The sequence below is a fragment of the Methylomonas stagni genome (assembly GCF_050154735.1).
Taxonomy (GTDB): Bacteria; Pseudomonadota; Gammaproteobacteria; order Methylococcales; family Methylomonadaceae; genus Methylomonas; species Methylomonas koyamae_A.
The window spans coordinates 4339119-4357555 of the sequence record NZ_CP189557.1 but is presented as its reverse complement, the minus strand read 5'-3'; the positions used below and the strand labels follow the sequence as shown (position 1 = coordinate 4357555).

Here is an 18437-nt window from a genome sequence, read left to right as displayed (position 1 = left end):
AGAGTGGTGACTTGACGACAATATTGTGCCATTTTTCTCAGTCCGACGATCATCTTCGCCACCCGGAAGGAACGCTGGTCGCACCAGCAACTCGGCAAATTGGAAACACTTCAATTCAAAATGGCCAGTTGCACTAAAATTCCATCAGACTCCAGCTGCAAGACGAACATTCGAGCCCATCTTAACAAAACATGATAGATCGCCTGAAAGTGGGAATTTTACACAAGTATCGGTCAGCCGCGCATTCTGCTACGACCGACGACGCGTTTGTTTTCGCCTTTTGCTGCGGACGCTCAAATGCTTAGAACTTTGGCGGGAATAATACTGATCCTGCCGAGCCTCGCCGTAGCGGCTCCCGATCCTGGATCGGTGGATCTAACCGATCTGTCAGTAGAACAATTGCTGAATGTTCACGTTATCAAGGCATCCAGACTTGGCTCATCCGTCGCCCATGCCCCAACGTCCATTTCGATACTCACCGGAGAAGATATCCGGACGTTCGGGTGGAGAACCTTAGCCGACGCCTTAAATAGCTTACGCGGCATCTTTCTCAGCAACGACCGCAATTACACCTATCTAGGAGTTCGCGGATTTGCCCGAAGCGGAGATTATAATTCCAGGGTCTTGTTGATGATCGACGGCCAACGCATGAACGAAAATGTCTACGATGGAGGTTACATCGCCCAGGAATTCATGCTCGACATGGAGCTGATCGACCGCATCGAATACGTGCCCGGCTCAGGTTCGTCTATCTATGGCGCAAACGCCTTTCTAGGCATGATCAATGTCATTACCAAGACAGGCAAAGGGATAGACGGTGCGCTAGCATCCGGCCAAATAGAAAGTTTCGACACTTACAAGGGCAGAATTAGCTACGGCAAAACCTTGGAGAACGGTGCGGATTTGGTATTTTCCGCTTCGCATTATGATCGCGCCGGGGTCGATAATCTGTATTTTCCGGGATACGGTACGCCAGAAACGAATAACGGCATCGCCCAAAACCTCGACACCGAAAAAGCCGACCGGCTATTCGGCAAAATCGCCTACCAAAATTGGACCTTGAGCGGCGGCTATGTGAGCCGCGGCAAGCAAGTGCCGACCGCCTCTTACGACGCCATTTTCAACGATCCCCAGTACTTCACTAACGACAAGCAATTCTTCACGAATCTTAAGTATCTAAAAACGCTCGATACCAATAGTTCTGTTTCCGCGAAAGGTTTTTTCCAGGGCTACGACTACTACGCGGATCAACCTACCGGAACGGAAAACGCCCGCGTCATCAATTACGACGAAGCCAGCGGTCGTTGGTTTGGCGGCGAAATACAGTTGACAACGACTGCATTTGATATCCACAAACTGATTGCCGGTCTGGAATATCAGTACGACCAACGCCAACGACTAATCAACTACGACAAAGATCCTTATTTCAGCTATGTAGCCGGCCATCGTAACGGTCATCGGCTGGAGCTGTTCGTTCAAGATGACATAAAGCTGGATACGAATTGGATATTCAGCGCCGGCCTACGCTTGGACTATCATCACATGTTGAAAAACTTGCAGCTCAATCCCCGGCTCGGTCTGGTTTGGACCACAAGCGACAACCTATCGGCCAAACTCTTGTATAGCTCGACATTTCGAGCTCCCAACGCCTGGGAGCGCGACTACAACGCCTTTGGCATCATCCCGAATCCCAAGATGCACGAAGAACAAATCAAGAGTTACGAAGCAACTGTTGAATGGCATTCCAATGACAATCTTCGCCTGTTGGGCTCGCTTTTTTCAACGACATCTCCAACCTCCTGCAAGCCGCTCCAACTGGCGATATTGACGGAAATTACGCCGTTATGAATGTGGGCAAATATCATGCCTATGGCGCCGAATTCGAATCCGAAAAGCGTTGGCGGAACGGCCGTTTGCTTAAAGCTTCCTACACCTATAGCTGGTTAGAGGACCACAACGCCGACGAAACCTGGAGCAACGATTCGCCGCAAAATCTGCTCAAACTGCATTTCGCCGAGCCTCTCTTCGATGATCGATTGCGACTGGGGATTGAAAGCATATTCGTCGATCAACGTAAAACTTACTGGGGAACCAGTGCCCGTGCTTATGAATTGATCAATCTAAATCTGAGCTCGGATAAGTTGATCCCAAAAACGGATATTTCCTTCGGCGTATACAATGTATTCGACTCCCATTACGAAATGCTCGGCCCCGATCAACGCGCGAACGTGTTGAAAATGAATGGCCGAGAATTTCGCTTAAAAGTCGAAACTCGGTTCTGAACTACGCCGCCGGGAATCTACCGAATAATCAGACCACAAAAAAGGGGGCCTACGCCCCTTTTTTATTACTATCCCGCTATTAATAACGGTAATGGTCCTGCTTGTAGGGTCCATCCACCGTGACGTTAATATAAGCTGCCTGCTCTGCGGTCAACTTGGTCAATTTCACGCCGATTTGCGCCAAATGCAGGCTGGCGACCTTCTCGTCCAACTTTTTAGGCAGCACATAGACTTTGTTTTCATAGGCCAAGGCGTTGTTCCAGAGCTCGATTTGCGCCAAAACCTGGTTGCAGAACGAATTGGACATCACGAAACTGGGGTGGCCGGTTGCGCAACCCAAGTTCACCAGCCGGCCTTCCGCTAACACGATAATCCGCTTACCGTCCGGGAAGATGACGTGATCGACTTGCGGCTTGATGTTTTCCCAGGGATATTGGCGCAACGAGGCAATATCGATCTCGGAATCGAAGTGACCAATATTGCAGACGATGGCCTGATCACGCATCGCCTTCATGTGATCGTGAGTAATCACGTGAACGTTGCCGGTCGCGGTGACAAAAATATTCGCTAGCGAGGCAGCCTCATCCATCGTCACAACCCGGTAACCCTCCATCGCCGCTTGCAACGCGCAAATCGGGTCGATTTCGGTAATCAAGACAGTGGCACCCAAGCCGCGCAACGACTGCGCACAACCTTTGCCGACATCACCGTAACCGCAAACCACGGCGATTTTACCGGCCACCATCACGTCGGTTGCACGCTTGATGCCATCCACCAGCGATTCGCGGCAACCATACAGATTATCGAATTTGGATTTGGTCACCGAATCGTTGACGTTGAAAGCCGGAACTTTTAAAGACCCCTTGGCGACGCGTTCGGTCAACCGCAAAACACCGGTCGTGGTTTCTTCCGACAAACCTTTAACATCGGCCATCAGCTCCGGAAACTTGTCATGCATCATATTGGTGAGGTCACCGCCGTCGTCCAATATCATGTTCGGCCGCCAGCCGTTCGGTCCGAGAATGGTTTGTTCGATACACCATTCGGCTTCGGCTTCGGTCTCACCCTTCCAGGCAAACACCGGAATGCCGGCCGCCGCGATCGCGGCGGCGGCGTGATCCTGAGTCGAAAAGATGTTGCACGATGACCAGCGAATTTCCGCACCCAGCGCGGTCAAGGTTTCGATCAGCACCGCCGTCTGGATAGTCATATGCAAACAGCCGGCGATACGCGCGCCTTTCAGAGGTTGCGAGGCTCCGTATTCGGCGCGCAAAGCCATCAAACCCGGCATTTCGGTTTCGGCGATTTTGATTTCCTTACGGCCCCAATCCGCCAGGGCCATATCGGCGACTTTGTAATCATTTTGCGTCATGTTAATCTCCTTGATTAAACGCCGGCCGCATCTTTCAATGCTTCGGCCTTATCGGTTTTTTCCCAACTGAAGCTGGCTTCATTGCGACCAAAATGGCCGTAAGACGCAGTGGGGCGATAGATCGGTTTCAACAAGCCTAATTGGGCAATCAAACCTTTCGGGCGCAAGTCAAAGTGTTCGCGAACGATTTTGACCAAGCGCTCTTCTTCGATTTTGCCCGTACCGAAGGTTTCAACGGTAATCGAGGTCGGTTCGGCAACGCCGATCGCATAAGAAACCTGAATCTCGCAACGCTCGGCAAGACCGGCCGCGACGATGTTTTTTGCGACGTAACGCGCCATATAAGCCGCGGATCGGTCGACTTTCGACGGGTCCTTTCCGGAAAACGCGCCGCCACCGTGGCGAGCCATACCGCCATAAGTATCGACGATAATTTTCCGACCGGTCAAACCGCAGTCGCCGACCGGGCCGCCGATGATGAATTGACCTGTCGGGTTAATGAAGTATTTGGTGTCTTTATGCAGCCATTCTTTCGGCAAGGTTGGCAGGATGATTTCATCCATCACCGCTTCTTCCAACAATTTCCCACCGACCTCTGGCGAATGCTGAGTCGACAGCACTACGGCATCAATCGCCACCGGCTTATTGTTTTCGTAGCGGAATGTGACCTGGCTTTTCGCGTCCGGACGCAGCCAAGGCAAGGTCTTGCTTTTGCGAACTTGCGCTTGGCGTTCCACCAACCGGTGCGCATAAGTAATTGGCGCTGGCATCAGCACATCGGTTTCGTTACTGGCATAACCAAACATTAAACCTTGGTCGCCGGCACCTTGTTCATGATCTTCGGATTCGTCGACGCCCATGGCAATATCGGCGGACTGCTTGCCAATGGCATTCAATACCGCGCAACTGTTGCCGTCGAAACCGATATCGCCATGGTCGTAACCGATTTCGCAAACCACCTTTCTGACCAGCTCTTCGGTGTCGACCCAAGCACTGGTAGTCACTTCGCCGGCCAACACAACCATTCCGGTCTTAACGAGTGTTTCGCAGGCCACCCGTGCCCTAGGATCCTGGGCTAGAATCGCGTCGACAATGGCATCGGATATTTGGTCGGCGACTTTGTCGGGATGACCTTCCGATACCGACTCAGAGGTAAAGAGATAGCTTTTGTTCACGGTGATGGACCTCGCAATTAACGTGGCGGACATAGAAAAGGCCGCGAGTACGGCCGAGAGTATCAATGGTGGGCCCTGTAGGACTTGAACCTACGACCTGCCGATTATGAGTCGGAAGCTCTGACCAACTGAGCTAAGGGCCCCGGTATTATTCATCTAGGAAACAGCGAAGCTGCTCCGAACGGGATGGGTGACGCAGTTTTCTCAGCGCTTTAGCTTCGATCTGCCGGATTCGTTCGCGGGTAACGTCGAATTGCTTCCCGACTTCTTCCAATGTATGGTCGGTATTCATGTTGATACCGAAGCGCATACGCAACACTTTCGCTTCCCTTGCCGTCAATCCAGCCAATACGTTTTGAGTGGACTCGCGAAGACCCGCGATTGTAGCAGATTCTATCGGTGATAACATCTTCGAATCCTCGATAAAATCCCCCAAATGCGAATCCTCGTCGTCGCCGATCGGAGTTTCCATCGAAATCGGCTCCTTGGCTATTTTCAGAACCTTGCGAATTTTATCTTCCGGCATCTCCATCCGCTCCGCCAACTCCTCCGGAGTAGCCTCCCTGCCAAGCTCTTGCAGGATTTGTCTCGAAACCCGATTCAGCTTATTGATGGTCTCGATCATATGCACCGGAATTCGAATCGTTCTGGCCTGATCGGCGATAGAACGAGTAATCGCTTGGCGTATCCACCAAGTCGCATACGTTGAAAACTTATACCCGCGGCGATATTCGAATTTGTCGACGGCCTTCATCAGACCAATATTGCCTTCTTGAATCAAATCAAGAAATTGCAAGCCACGATTGGTATATTTTTTAGCTATCGAAATCACCAACCGCAAATTCGCTTCGATCATTTCCTTTTTGGCGCGCCGAGCTTTAGCCTCGCCGAGCGAGATATTCCGACAAATATTTTTCAGCACCGAGATGCTCAAGCCATACCGAGCCTCGATATCGGCCAGTTTTTGTTGCACGGCGACAACATACTCACGATGCTCGTTTAAAACGCCGGCATAGGCAGGATGTTGCTGGACATAATGATCCAACCAAGCGATATTGGCTTCATTTTCAGCAAACGCATTGATAAAGTCTTTGCGTGGCACCTTCGCCTTTTTAACGAAGACTTCCAGCACCGCTTTCTCTTCCTCCCGAATTTGAGCGATCAGCTCTTCGGAAATAGAAACCATTCTTTTCAAATATTGCGGAGTCCATTTGAACTCGCTAAAAATCTCGTCCAATGCGTCGAACAGTTTCTCGGTTTTGTCATGCCCGTAACCATGTTTCTTAATCGAAGCGGTTACTGATTTAAGCGCTTTTCTGAGCTGATCGACTTTTTCCTTGACTTCATCGTAATCGACGACCTTAGATTCCTCTTCCGCTTCCTCCGTCGGCGCGTCAATATCGACAGCCTCGACTTCGATCTCCGCCTCTATTTCCGACAAATCAACGAAACCGGTTACTAAATCACCCAATCGCACACCAGACTCTTCGTCCTTGACCGAATCGAACGTCTCGATAAACGATTCAACGATAAAGCCGGAGCGGGAGATAGCCCCTACAACTTGCCGCTGACCCTCTTCTATTCGCTTGGCGATTTTTAATTCTTCTTCGCGGGTTAAGAGCTCAACAGACCCCATTTCGCGCATGTATAGGCGTACCGGATCAGTGGTTCTACCAAATTCACTATCCACCGACGCCAATGCCGCAACCTCGGCCACTTCCTCGTCGTCGTCCGCGGTGACAACCGCGTCCGAGGCAATCAACGAATCATCATCGTCTGGCGCAACCTCATAAACTTGAATGCCCATGTCGTTGATCATGCCGATAATATCGTCGATCTGCTCGGGATCGATGATATCGCTCGGCAGGTGGTCATTGACCTCCGCATAGGTCAAATAACCTTGCGCCTTGCCTTTCGCTATCAGCTGTTTAAGTTGAGATTGCTGTTGTTCTTGATTCATTCTTCACTCACAATACGTTTTCAGCACCAAGCGCCGCAGAACCGGCAATTATATCTCGAAAGCCTGCCACGGTCACCCCCTATAAAACCACTCCCCGATCCGTTTTTAAGCGCTACAGCGCATCATACGATTAGGCTTCCAGAGAGAATCAACCTTCCCGCAACAAACCGCGCAGCTGCTCTCTCTCCGCGTCACTCAAGCCCTCTTTGGCCTCCTTTTCGATCAGCCGATTCAACAACAGAGTCCGTCCTTGTTTCACAAGCTGATGCAGCGCCCCCTCGAACTCGGCAACTTCACCGCCCTCCGGCAAACCCAAATCGACAACCCCGAGAGCACCGACGATTTTTTCCTGATCAGTATTCCGGTACCGTTCAATTAAAATGGCGCTGCTTCCGGGTTTTTCAAGCGCAATCGTCGTCAACAGATCACGCAGCAACTCGGCACCAGGAAAATCCAACCCATTCAACGATTCATCCGGAATCTCAGCAGCCTTGGCAACATTTGGATATTGCAACAATAAAGCAATCACCTTGCGCGCCAAGCTCATTTGCTTACCCCCACTCCGCCTTACGGAATTGGGCATCGACGCTTTAAGTGTAGCCGCGTTTTCAACAAGCTCCACCGCGGACAACTGGTACAACCGAGCCAACATCATGTCTTTGAAAAATCCCGGCTGCACCTTGTCGATCAAAGGCTTCGCCTTGCTCGCCAACCCCGAACGACCTTCGACGGTCGCCAAATCGAGCCCATCGGCGACATTCTCGAACAAGTAGTCGGAAAGGACTCGCGCCGTTGCAATTCGTTCCATGAATTTGGATAAATTTTCAGCCCTGATCAACGAATCGGGATCATGTCCTTGAGGCAATAACATAATTTTAATCTGCCTTCCGTCCCGCAAGCACGGTAAGGCCGCCTCAACCCCCTTCCAAGCCGCCTGACGGCCAGCGCTGTCGCCGTCGAAACAAAAGACCAATTCGGAGGTATATCGAAATAATAAATCGACATGCGCCTTAGATAGCGCCGTTCCCAACGCGGCTACGGAATTCAACACACCGAACTGAGTGAGTGCTATCACATCCATGTAGCCCTCGACCACAAGAATCCGCTCAGGCTTGCCGTTCTCGCTTAACAGCTCGCAGAGCCCGTACAATTCCCTACCCTTTGAGAACACCGACGTTTCCGGCGAATTCAAATATTTGGGCAGACTGTCGTCCAAAACTCGTCCGCCGAATCCGATCACGCGCTTACGCTTATCGCGGATAGGGAACATCAAGCGCCCCCTGAAACGATCATAAGCCTTGCCATCATCCTTAACGACCAACATACCCGCTTCGATCAAGGCTTCGCGAGGGAGTCGCCCGACCAACGCATCCCAGCGATCCGGCGCATAACCGAGCATGAATTTCCTGGCCACATCGTCACCAACCCCGCGAGCACGCAGGTACTCGACAGCCCGACTCGCCTCCGGACTCTTGCACAACTGCTCGACGTAAAACCCGGCGACTTTTTCCAGCACCTCGTAAACGGAAGTAAGATTGCGAGACTGCGTCGCATCGGACGACTGAAACTCCCTCGGCACCTCGACACCGGCAAATGCCGCCAAATCCTCGACTGCCTCGACAAAACCGAGATGACTGAAATCCATCAAAAAACTAATGGCGTTGCCGCTGGCACCACAACCGAAGCAATGATAAATCTGCCGATTGCGGTTAACTGAAAAACTGGGAGTCTTCTCGGTGTGAAACGGACAACGGGCCACAAAATTCGAGCCCGTTTTCTTGAGGGGAACATGGGAGTCTATCAGGTCGACAATATCGACCCTGACCAACAAATCGTCGATAAACTGGCGGGGTATCCTGCCGGACATATTACCGCCGCAAAGGATTACGCAGTCAGCCGAGCCTTGATTCTCGCACTGACTTGAGCCATGTCGGCACGTCCTTGCATTTTGGGCTTGAGCACATTCATAACCGCACCCATGTCCTTTATCGTTGCCGCACCGGTTTCGGCTATCGCACCGGCGACCAACTTATCGATTTCGTCATCGCTTAAAGGCTGCGGCAAGAAATCCTGGATAACCAACACTTCGGCCTCCTCTATTTCCGCCAAGTCGGTGCGCCCGGCATCGCGAAATTGCCGAATCGACTCGCGCCTCTGCTTGAGCATTTTATCGAGCACGATCAACACCCGATCATCGCCCAGCTCAACCCGCTCGTCGACTTCGACTTGCTTGATGGCGGCCATAATCAGACGAATCACGCCCAACCTGGCTTTATCGCCGCCTTTCATCGCGGCTTTCATCTCTTCCTTGATACGCTCCTTTAAAGCATCCATGGCCAGACTTAAATTTGCGGACGACCGCGACGCAGATTTTTCAGCGCATAACGCTCGCGAGCCAGCTTTTTCAAATGACGTTTTACAGCGGCGGCGCCTTTGCGTTTACGCTCGGTGGTCGGCTTTTCGTAGAACTCGCGACGACGAACCTCGGCCAATACACCGGCTTTTTCACAAGCGCGTTTGAAGCGACGAATCGCGATATCGAAGTGTTCGTTCTCTTTAACTTTTACTGAAGGCATTAGCAATAATCCGAATTGTGTTAGTATCTGGTTGAAACCTAGGGCACGCTACCCATGTGAAACGTTCGATTATACCGACAATTTCCATTTCTTCAAAAACTAATGTATGTCCTAGGGATAGAAACCTCGTGCGACGAAACAGCTGTCGCCGTTTACCACTCGAATCGAGGCTTGATTGCCCACACTTTGCACAGCCAGATTCCCACGCACCGCGAATACGGCGGCGTGGTTCCGGAACTGGCGTCCAGAGATCACATCCGCAAGCTAGTACCGCTGATCAAGTGCGTATTGGCAGAAGCCAATTTATCAGCGGATTCGATTAACGGGATTGCCTATACAGCCGGCCCCGGCCTGATGGGCGCTTTGCTGGTGGGTGCCGCCGCAGCCCGCGGCCTGGCCTGGAGCTGGCAAATCCCTGCAATCGCCGTTCATCACATGGAAGGCCACCTGCTGGCGCCAATGCTGGAGGCGGAACCGCCGGAGTTTCCGTTCGTCGCTCTGTTGATTTCCGGCGGCCACACGCTGTTAATCGAGGTGGAAGGGATAGGCCGCTACCGGCTGCTGGGCGAGTCACTGGACGATGCCGCCGGCGAAGCCTTCGACAAAACCGCTAAAATGCTGGGCCTAGCTTATCCGGGCGGGCCCAAGTTGGCCGAACTGGCGACTTTTGGCCGGGAGCGCTTCAAGTTTCCAAGACCGATGACGGATCGCCCCGGACTGGACTTCAGTTTTAGCGGCCTAAAAACTTTCACGCTGAACGCGTTGGCCGCTACCGAGCAAACCCAGCAAGATAAAGCCGACATCGCCTACGCCTTTCAACAAGCGGTCGCCGACACCTTGCAGATCAAATGCCGGCGTGCATTGCAGCAAACCGGACTAAAAACCCTGGTCGTCGCCGGCGGCGTCAGCGCGAACCAAGCGATTCGGGCGCAATTGCAAACGCTAACCGACCGAACCGGCTGCCGCATTTATTTTCCAAGGCCGGAGTTTTGCACCGACAACGGCGCCATGATCGCTTACGCGGGCTGCCAGCGGCTATTGGTGGGCCAGCACCAAAATCTGGAGATTTTCGCCAGGCCGCGCTGGCCGATGGAAGAATTGCTAACGATCTAAGCGCTTGCGATCAGAATTCCCGACCCGCCAGCAAGCGCTGAATATTGCCGCGATGCCGCCAAAGCAACACAGAGGAAATCAGCGCGAAAGTGGCGATCAAGTATACGTCGCCAACGATCAACCAGACGTAGAATGGTGTCAATATGGCGGCGACCAGCGCCGACAACGACGAAATCTTACCGATTTTATAAACCAACAACCAAGTACCTGAAACCGCCAACCCCAATAACCACGCAACACCCAAGGTCACGCCCAGCGACGTGGCCACCCCTTTTCCGCCCTTGAATCCGAAAAAGACCGGATACAAGTGACCGAGAAACGCCGCGAACACCACCGCCGACAGCACCGTCGTATCTACGCCGAGCGCCTTGGCGATCAGCACCGGAATCAAGCCTTTTAAGGCGTCGCCGGCCAACGTAATCGCCGCGGCCTTCTTACCGCCTATCCGCATCACATTGGTCGCACCGGGATTGCCTGATCCGTTCTCCCTCGGGTCCGCCAGCCCCATCAATTTGCAAACTATAATTGCGCTGGATACCGACCCGGTCAGATAAGCAAAAGGCACCAGCAACCATTCCATCATTCAAACAACCTCGTCTCGATACTTGTATAGGCCGGCCGGATACTCGATACTGGCCGCTTTGAAGAAAATATCATAACCGGAAAGCAACGATGGACATCATCTTTTTAGGCGGTCTTGAGATCGATACATTGATCGGCATTTACGAATGGGAGCGAAAAATCAAACAAAAAGTGGTGCTCGATATCGAGATGGGCTTCGACATCCGCCCCGCCGCCGCCAGCGACGATATCGCCCATGCCCTGGACTATAAAACCGTTTCCGACCGGGTTGTCGCCTTCGTCGAAGACAGCGAGTTCTTTCTGGTGGAAACTCTGATCGAAGAAATCGCCAAACTACTGCGCAGCGAATTCCCCATTCCCTGGGTACGCATTACTCTTAACAAAAAAGGCGCGATCAGCCGAGCCCGCGACGTCGGCATCGTAATAGAACGAGGCCAGAGATAGACCATGCCGACCGGATACATTAGCATCGGCAGCAACATCGACAAGGAAGTCCACATCCCGTCCAGCTTAAGGGCGCTGCAAGCCCAGTTTGGCGATCTGACGGTCTCGAGCATTTACGAATCGGAACCGGTCGGCTTCAGCGGCGATAGCTTTTACAATCTGGTCGCCAGCTTCGACTCCGACCTTCCGGCTAAAGCGGTGGCAAAACTGCTCCGCCAAATCGAACTGGATCACGGCCGCAGCCGCGACAGCCAAAAGTTCTCGGCCCGAACCTTGGATCTGGATTTGATTTTGTACGGCAGCGACATAATTAGCGACGGCCGCCTGCGAATTCCCCGAGACGAAATCGAACGCTACGCCTTCGTGCTAGAGCCACTGGCCGAAATCGCGCCTAACGAAACCCACCCGGTCTGCGGCCGCCGTTTCGGCGAACTGTGGGAGGCTTTCGACAAGACGCTAGCCAGCCAAACCAAACTAGGCCCGGCGGAATACTAAACTCAACGATTCAAACCGCGACCGCCGTCCACGGCCAGAACCTGACCGGTCACGTAGTCCGCGGTCAGCAAATACCGGACCGCCCCGGCAATATCGTCCGGGTCGCCACGCCGACCTAACGCCACCCGCTGAAGAATTTCGGCTTGGGCCGCTTCGGATCCGGCTTGTTCCGGCCACAAAATCGCCCCTGGCGCGACCGCGTTCACCCTGACCTCCGGTGCCAACTCCTTGGCCAGACAGCGCGTCATCGCTACCAGACCTGCTTTGGCGATACTGTAAACCGAATAGCCCGGCAAACCCGTTTCGGCATGTATATCGGCAATATTGACGATGCTGCCGCGCCAGCGCCTCAAACCCGCCGCCAGCGACTGGCACAAAAAATACGGCGCTTTCAGGTTAGCCGCCATCAAATCGTCCCAATCGCTTTCCGCGACCCTTCCGAACGGCGTCGGTAAAAACGCCGAAGCATTGTTCACCAACGCATCGACACCGCCCAAATCGGCGACAAACTCGATCAGTTTGCCGCGCTGATCCGCCTCCGCCAAATCGGCCTTTACGGTGAAGGCCGAATCGGGTCGAACGTCGTTTAACGCCCCGGCGAGCTCCAACGCGGCGGCTTCCGACCGGTAATAATGCAGCACGACATTCCAACCGGCTTCGTGCAAGGAACTGGCGCAAGCAGCACCGATGCGGCGGGCCGCGCCGGTGATTAAAACGGTTTTCGGCACCGAAACAGTTATTTATCGACCGCGGACAAACTGGCGATCAGCTTGCCGCGAATCAAATAGCAGACTGCCAACGAACACAGCACCGGCAATTGGGTGAGCAGGAATTCGACCACCGAATGCTTAGGCACCATGCCGGCCAAAGGCACGACAATCAGCATTTTGGATAGCCACCACGTCAGCCAATAACCGATCAAACCGATAACCGGCCAGTTCAACAAAGGACCGCCGTGATTTTTCGCGGTCATGTAAAACCAAATCAACGTCAAAATGCCGCACAACTTCGCCAAAAACAACATACCCCCTCCCCTTACTATTGTTATAAATTCGCAAATCAACCGACTCGCGCCCAATGTAATCAAAAGCACCCGGGACTTCAATGCCAAGCCCACCGGCGCTATAGGCCCGAATTTCAATCTTCCGGGCTTCGGACTTATAATCTGGACACTTTGACAATAAGAACATGAGGAAACACCCATGCGCATCCCCAAGCTACTCACCATTCTTGCGCTGACCGGCATCACTCAGCAGGCTTGGTCGCAATCCACTGAAAGCCACGGCGGGCACGGCGGCGGCTCGGCCGGCGGCGGTGGCGGAGACAACTGCATCAAGGCAAAAATCACTCGTTACCACCCCGAACATTTGGCAACGGTCGCGCCTGGCGCGGAATTTTCGTTCGCGGTATCGGGCAGCAACGGCCCTGGCCACATCCATGTCAGCATCCGGCAACAACCGGTCGACGTCGAAATCGAGGACAAAGACACCTTTTATTGGGTCAAAGGTCATCTTCCCGTAGATCTGAAAAATGCAGCGGTCCGGATTTCGGTCACCGCCAAGGCTAAGGCCGGCAAATGCGATGCGGAAGGCGGCTGGCTGCTAAAAGTGAGCGAATAACACCGCGTTCAGCGATTGTCGATGGCGGCCACCCTACTCGCCATCGACCACCTCGGCCGTCAATCCCATTCGAATAAGATCCACTGGTTGACATTGGTGTTCTTATCCAAATCGTTTTTCTTCACGTCCATTTCCCCGTCGCCGTTAGTGTCCAGCATGTAGTAGGGCGGCCCAACATCGGGTTGCACCTTAACCATGACCAATTTGCCGTTACGGCGATACTCGTGAATGATGTCCCGGCCCTTGCGGGTGATCGTAATATCCGGCGCCATTTCTTCACCCGACTGAATCGGCATCGGCAAATCGGGTGGCTCCGGCACAGGCGCCAATTCATCCGGCGCTGGTTCGGCCAGAACGAGTCCGGACGCGAACAAAATAAGGATCAAGCGAAATAGCTGGCGCATTGGAGCCTCTGAAATTTTCGGTGAGTTATCATGATAAACCATTTCGCCGTGCCTTATCGCGGAGCACTTTGATCAAAAAAATCATCAACGGACCGGCGTAGCCCGGCGCGCCAATCACCTCGGCGCGCCTAAACGGACGCAAAGCAATATAATCTGCGAAACCACCCAAGCCGGGGTGCCTAACCAAACCACCGCTTCGTGTGCGAACTAAACGATTCATCCCCTTGACACCGGCTTTCGCGCTAACGCCAGCCTAAATTCGGCTAACCAGATTCGACACCGAATTTGCGATGGCCGTTAAAAAAATTTGGCATCGCCTTGCAAAAAAAAAGCGAATCTATACTGCCTGCACAGTTGTTTCGCTAGGAATGTTAGACAGCGCACTCCCGGAACCACGGCCCAGCCAAGCCGTTAACGGTAGTAGCGATTTAATGCACGCCATGCGACAGCCTAATTATTAAGAAAATACAAGGGGCTAACGAATGTCTTCAAATTACGATAACGACCAGAGCACCAGTGCATTGACCGAATTGCAAGATTCCGGTCTTGTCGACGGAGCGTTTTTATCCGCACTGGACAGAGAGCGTGGCGACACCTTGAGTGTCATTGTCGATCCGGAAACCAGTCTGGTAGACCAAATTCCATCCGGCTCGGACGTGGTCTGGATTCAAGGCGGCGGCGACTTCAGCTTGGACGGCTTAAGCCGCTCGGTGATTCGAGACATGAACGCGCTGATTTTCTCGACCCAAACCAACGTCACCCTTGACCTGTCCAGCCTGTTCAGAGGCTCGGTGATATTCGGCGCGGGCGACGACTTCCTGACGTATTCCGGCCGCATTGCTCAAAACGTTCAAGGCGGCGACGGTAACGACTCCGTCATTGGCGGCACCGGCAGCGACACCGTTAAAGGCGGCGCCGGCGAGGACAGCGTCGTCAGCGGCAACGGCAAGGACATCATCGACGCCGGCGACGGCGACGATACCGTCGATAGCGGCACCGGTAACGACAGCATCCTCTGCGGCGCCGGAAACGACAGTATCACCGCCGGCACCGGCAACGATACCATCGTCACGGGCCTTGGCGACGACACGATCGTCTCCGGCACCGGTAAAGACAGCATAATCGGCAGCTCAGGCAACAATTATCTGGATGGCGGCAGCGGCAACGACAAAATTACCGGCGGCGGCGGCAACGACGTATTGATCGGCGGCGACGGCAACGACAGCATCATCAGCGGCACCGGCAACGATACGATCTTTGGCGGCGCCGGCACAGACACGATCACGGTCGGAGACGGCAGCGATATCGTCGACGCAGGTACCGGCAACGATAAAATCGTCGTCCAATCCAGCGAAATCAACGACGACTCGACCACGATTACCATCGACGGCGGCGCCGGTAGAGACGTACTCGATTTGTTCGGCGTACACATCACCAGCGGCTCGGTCGACACTGCGGCCAATACCGCTACCGTGGTTCTGGCCGATGGCACGACCTTGGACATCAGCAATGTCGAGCGCTTTATTGGTAATTTCGATAGCGATGCGCACGCGGAAAATATCAGTCTGACCGGCCTGGGAAATTTCTTGGATAGCCTGTAATGACGCTTCCGACTAATTAAAACTCCATTGAAAGGTGCCGAACATTCGGCACCTTTTTTTGCCTGACGAATTTTTTGCCGATATTGGCGCAGGTCGGGTTGCGTCGGCCTTGCCCCCAACAAAGTCCCGGCCTGTTTTGACGAGATTAACCCCACTGCCCCTGCTTTCCGCCGAAGCGATAGGCCTCGATGACCGCGACCGAACCGTCGGCGGCGAACCGTCGCACACCCTCGATTTTATCGATACCGCCGCCCGATTGTTGCGCAGCGGCCACCCCTATCACGCATGGCGACTGATCAACAGAGTAACGCGCGTCTACCAACTTAAGTCGGTCGATTTGACGCTTTTGCAAGCCAAGGCGCTCGAGCACTGCCGACAACCCAATGCCGCGGTGGAATTATTGTTCAACGCGAGAAGACGGTTTCCGGACAACGACACGTTGGCCGCATATTTACTGGAACTGCTGGAAGCGCATCCCCAGCCGCCCAACCCCGCTTCGCGGCAGCTGGCCTGGGCGGCCTTGGCCAGACACGATCAACCGGTGGATGTATTACGGGCGGCGCGGATTCTGACCCGATTCGGGGATGCACCGATCGGCGCTTGCCGCTTCGACGGCGAAACCCTCAGCGGTTGGCTGTTGAACGCCGAGCGGCAACCGCCGCTCACCGTGGCTCTCGACGGCATCGATTACACGCTGAAACCGTTTCTGGCGACCCCACTGTTAAACCGGAACGGCTTGGGCGGCGAGCGCGACGGATTTTCCTTTAAACTCCCCAATCGCCCCCGACACATCCGGGTCAATTTGGCGAATAAAGATCTGGCCGGGTCGCCGCTGGTTTTCAGCGGCGCGTCCGATGTCGCGTCCAGCGGCGATGCCGCTTTGACAATAGCGGAGCAAGACGGCGCCGTTGACGTGATCGTGCCGGTCTATAAAGGTTACGCGGAAACCAAGGCTTGTCTGAAATCGGTTCTAACCGCCGCCAATCGCACCGCCTACCGTTTGATTGTCGTCGACGACGCAAGCCCCGATCCTTTGTTGGCAACTTATTTGCGCAAACTGGCGGACCAAGGCCGTATCACACTAGTAAAACAAGCCGTCAACGCCGGCTTCGTCCAATCCGTCGATCGCGGCCTACGGCTCGGCCCGCATCGCGATGCGATACTGCTCAACGCCGACACCGTGGTACACGGCGATTGGCTGGACCGCTTGCGCGACGCCGCATATCTGGCCAACGATATCGGCACTGTCACGCCATTCAGCAACAATGGCGAACTGGTCAGCTACCCGACGCCGATGCGCGCTTGGGCCTTGCCCAAGCCGGCGGTCTTGCAACGTTTGGATCGTCTCTGCGCCGAACTGCCCGCCGACAACATTGTGGACATTCCGGTTGGCGTCGGTTTTTGTTTATACATCAAACGCCAATGTTTGACCGAGGCCGGCGGATTCGATAGCCGCATGATCGAACGCGGTTACGGGGAAGACACCGAGTTTTGCCTACGCGCCGAACGGCGGGGTTGGCGTAACGTTTGCACGCCGCGAGTGTTCGTCGGTCACTCCGGTAGCGTGTCTTTCGGGACTGAAAAAGCCGATCTGGCGGCCAAGAATGTCGCCAAGATCTACGCCAGATACCCGGACCATTCGGATCAATACGACCGCTTCCTATCGGAAGATCCGTTGCGGCCGATACGGCTAGCCTTGCAGCGGCAATTTTTACCAATGCGGTCCGGCAAACGCGCGGAGTTGGCCCTACTGCCCACCACCCAGCCCGGCGATTTGCGAGGAGAATGGTTGGCGCAAGGCCTAAGCCAAACCGCCACGTTTACCCTGCAAGCGTCGCGCGCGGCGGACGGCGCACTGACCCTGTCCTTGCAAGGCACTCGAACCGAAACGCCGATATCGTTGCACTACCGCTGGCCGGATGACGAGCAGCCACTGTGGCAAGACCTGTCCCGGCTGAACCTCGCCCGCATCGATATTTACGATTTGGCCGATTGGCCTTTTCAAATAGGGCCGGGGCTGATCGAACTCGCTATTCCCTACCGGATCTTTTTAAGCGATTATGCCGCGTATTGTCCCCGCATCACGCTGACTCGACCGAACGCGGCGTTTTGCGGCGATCCTCCGAACATCACCGCTTGCGTCGAATGTATCGATCGTTACGGCAGCCGACTGCCCGACCTGAATAGTCCAGCGGATTTGCGCCAGGGTTCGCGGCAATTGCTGGCAAACGCCAGCGGCGTTTATTTGGCGTCGAGGGACGGGTTAAACCGTTTTCGGCGGCGTTTTCCGGAAGTTCGGTTTCGCTACCGAGCCCCAAACTGGGCAAGCGATCGCGACGCCGCCGAAAACATCCCTCCATTGCCTCGGGACCGACACCTGCGCATCGCCGTCATACAGGCCGCGCCCGGTGGCGACGATTTCGAAGCGCTTTTGAAGATGTCCCGATGGCTGGCGGCTCGGCGGCTGAATGCGGAATTGATCGTATTCGGCGAAAGCGTGGATGACGGCGCGCTACTGGCAACCGGCCGGGCGTGGGCGGTCGGCGCGCTCGCCTACCGGGAAATTCCGAGGATGCTCGCGCTGCATCGGTGCTCGTTAATACTCGACGCCAGCCGCTGGCCGCAAATCGAACCCATAGCGTGGCGGCTGGCAAAAACCTGCGGTCTGCCAATCGCCGCGCCCGCCATCGGGACTTATGCCGATTTACTGGACCCAACGGCTGGCGACATACCGTTGGCTCCCGACGCGACGGCCGAAAATTGGCTGAACGCCATACTCTCCGCCCATCCCGTTATTTCGCAATGAACGACCCG

16 protein-coding genes, 1 tRNA gene and 1 pseudogene are annotated in these 18437 nt (G+C 54.4%); 7 read left to right on the top strand and 11 right to left on the bottom strand.

Translation table 11 applies throughout. From position 1 onward, the window contains the following. Positions 1 to 297: 297 nt before the first annotated feature. Positions 298 to 2282: pseudogene (locus ACP4CD_RS20175) on the top strand (TonB-dependent receptor plug domain-containing protein). Positions 2283 to 2361: 79 nt separating this feature from the next. Here ACP4CD_RS20175 and ahcY read toward each other — a convergent pair. The 7 genes from ahcY to rpsU all read right to left on the bottom strand — a co-directional run bounded on the left by ahcY (position 2362) and on the right by rpsU (position 9365). Continuing rightward, the gene (gene ahcY / locus ACP4CD_RS20170; RefSeq protein ID WP_426992315.1) at positions 2362 to 3654 is read right to left on the bottom strand and encodes an adenosylhomocysteinase; all 1293 of its coding nucleotides are present in this window, start codon (positions 3652 to 3654) and stop codon (positions 2362 to 2364) included. Positions 3655 to 3668: 14 nt separating this feature from the next. Then, positions 3669 to 4862 (bottom strand): methionine adenosyltransferase, encoded by a 1194-nt coding sequence (gene metK / locus ACP4CD_RS20165; RefSeq protein WP_426992314.1) that lies wholly within the window; start codon positions 4860 to 4862, stop codon positions 3669 to 3671. A gap of 33 nt (positions 4863 to 4895) precedes the next feature. After that, positions 4896 to 4972: transfer RNA gene (locus ACP4CD_RS20160), tRNA-Ile, on the bottom strand. Between the two features lie 5 nt (positions 4973 to 4977). Further along, complete coding sequence (rpoD, locus tag ACP4CD_RS20155) at positions 4978 to 6789, bottom strand: RNA polymerase sigma factor RpoD (RefSeq protein ID WP_168032863.1); 1812 nt, start codon at positions 6787 to 6789, stop codon at positions 4978 to 4980. 148 nt (positions 6790 to 6937) lie between these two features. After that, positions 6938 to 8656, bottom strand: a complete 1719-nt coding sequence (gene dnaG, locus ACP4CD_RS20150; protein WP_426992312.1) for a DNA primase — start codon at positions 8654 to 8656, stop codon at positions 6938 to 6940. A 17-nt stretch (positions 8657 to 8673) separates the two neighbouring features. Continuing rightward, positions 8674 to 9123 carry a GatB/YqeY domain-containing protein gene (locus tag ACP4CD_RS20145; protein ID WP_064031711.1) on the bottom strand — a complete coding sequence of 150 codons (450 nt, stop codon included), beginning with the start codon at positions 9121 to 9123 and terminating at the stop codon, positions 8674 to 8676. Between the two features lie 8 nt (positions 9124 to 9131). Then, entirely contained in the window at positions 9132 to 9365 is a 234-nt protein-coding gene (gene rpsU, locus ACP4CD_RS20140) for a 30S ribosomal protein S21 (protein ID WP_020483611.1), read from the bottom strand. Positions 9366 to 9467: 102 nt separating this feature from the next. Between rpsU and tsaD the strand changes: the two genes are divergently transcribed. After that, on the top strand, positions 9468 to 10478 hold the full coding sequence (gene tsaD, locus ACP4CD_RS20135) for a tRNA (adenosine(37)-N6)-threonylcarbamoyltransferase complex transferase subunit TsaD (protein WP_281021463.1): 1011 nt from the start codon (positions 9468 to 9470) through the stop codon (positions 10476 to 10478). Between the two features lie 10 nt (positions 10479 to 10488). On the opposite strand, the gene plsY is transcribed toward tsaD, so the two are convergent. Then, complete coding sequence (plsY, locus tag ACP4CD_RS20130) at positions 10489 to 11061, bottom strand: glycerol-3-phosphate 1-O-acyltransferase PlsY (protein WP_426992309.1); 573 nt, start codon at positions 11059 to 11061, stop codon at positions 10489 to 10491. An 89-nt stretch (positions 11062 to 11150) separates the two neighbouring features. Between plsY and folB the strand changes: the two genes are divergently transcribed. Together folB and folK are read left to right on the top strand one after the other, a co-directional pair. After that, on the top strand, positions 11151 to 11504 hold the full coding sequence (folB, locus tag ACP4CD_RS20125) for a dihydroneopterin aldolase (protein ID WP_064031714.1): 354 nt from the start codon (positions 11151 to 11153) through the stop codon (positions 11502 to 11504). Positions 11505 to 11507: 3 nt separating this feature from the next. After that, positions 11508 to 11999 carry a 2-amino-4-hydroxy-6-hydroxymethyldihydropteridine diphosphokinase gene (gene folK, locus ACP4CD_RS20120; RefSeq protein WP_313730523.1) on the top strand — a complete coding sequence of 164 codons (492 nt, stop codon included), beginning with the start codon at positions 11508 to 11510 and terminating at the stop codon, positions 11997 to 11999. A gap of 2 nt (positions 12000 to 12001) precedes the next feature. Here folK and ACP4CD_RS20115 read toward each other — a convergent pair whose 3' ends face one another. Next, entirely contained in the window at positions 12002 to 12727 is a 726-nt protein-coding gene (locus ACP4CD_RS20115; protein ID WP_426992307.1) for a pteridine reductase, read from the bottom strand. 8 nt (positions 12728 to 12735) lie between these two features. After that, positions 12736 to 13023 carry a hypothetical protein gene (locus ACP4CD_RS20110; RefSeq protein ID WP_064031717.1) on the bottom strand — a complete coding sequence of 96 codons (288 nt, stop codon included), beginning with the start codon at positions 13021 to 13023 and terminating at the stop codon, positions 12736 to 12738. A 178-nt stretch (positions 13024 to 13201) separates the two neighbouring features. Here ACP4CD_RS20110 and ACP4CD_RS20105 point away from each other — a divergent pair, with 178 nt between their 5' ends. Next, the gene (locus ACP4CD_RS20105; RefSeq protein WP_064031718.1) at positions 13202 to 13618 is read left to right on the top strand and encodes a hypothetical protein; all 417 of its coding nucleotides are present in this window, start codon (positions 13202 to 13204) and stop codon (positions 13616 to 13618) included. A gap of 59 nt (positions 13619 to 13677) precedes the next feature. On the opposite strand, the gene ACP4CD_RS20100 is transcribed toward ACP4CD_RS20105, so the two are convergent. After that, positions 13678 to 14022, bottom strand: a complete 345-nt coding sequence (locus ACP4CD_RS20100) for a DUF2782 domain-containing protein (RefSeq protein ID WP_064031719.1) — start codon at positions 14020 to 14022, stop codon at positions 13678 to 13680. A gap of 482 nt (positions 14023 to 14504) precedes the next feature. On the opposite strand from ACP4CD_RS20100, the gene ACP4CD_RS20095 reads away from it, so the two are divergent. Beyond that, entirely contained in the window at positions 14505 to 15623 is a 1119-nt protein-coding gene (locus ACP4CD_RS20095) for a calcium-binding protein (RefSeq protein ID WP_064031720.1), read from the top strand. 136 nt (positions 15624 to 15759) lie between these two features. Then, entirely contained in the window at positions 15760 to 18429 is a 2670-nt protein-coding gene (locus ACP4CD_RS20090; protein ID WP_426992305.1) for a glycosyltransferase family 2 protein, read from the top strand. Positions 18430 to 18437 lie beyond the last annotated feature (8 nt).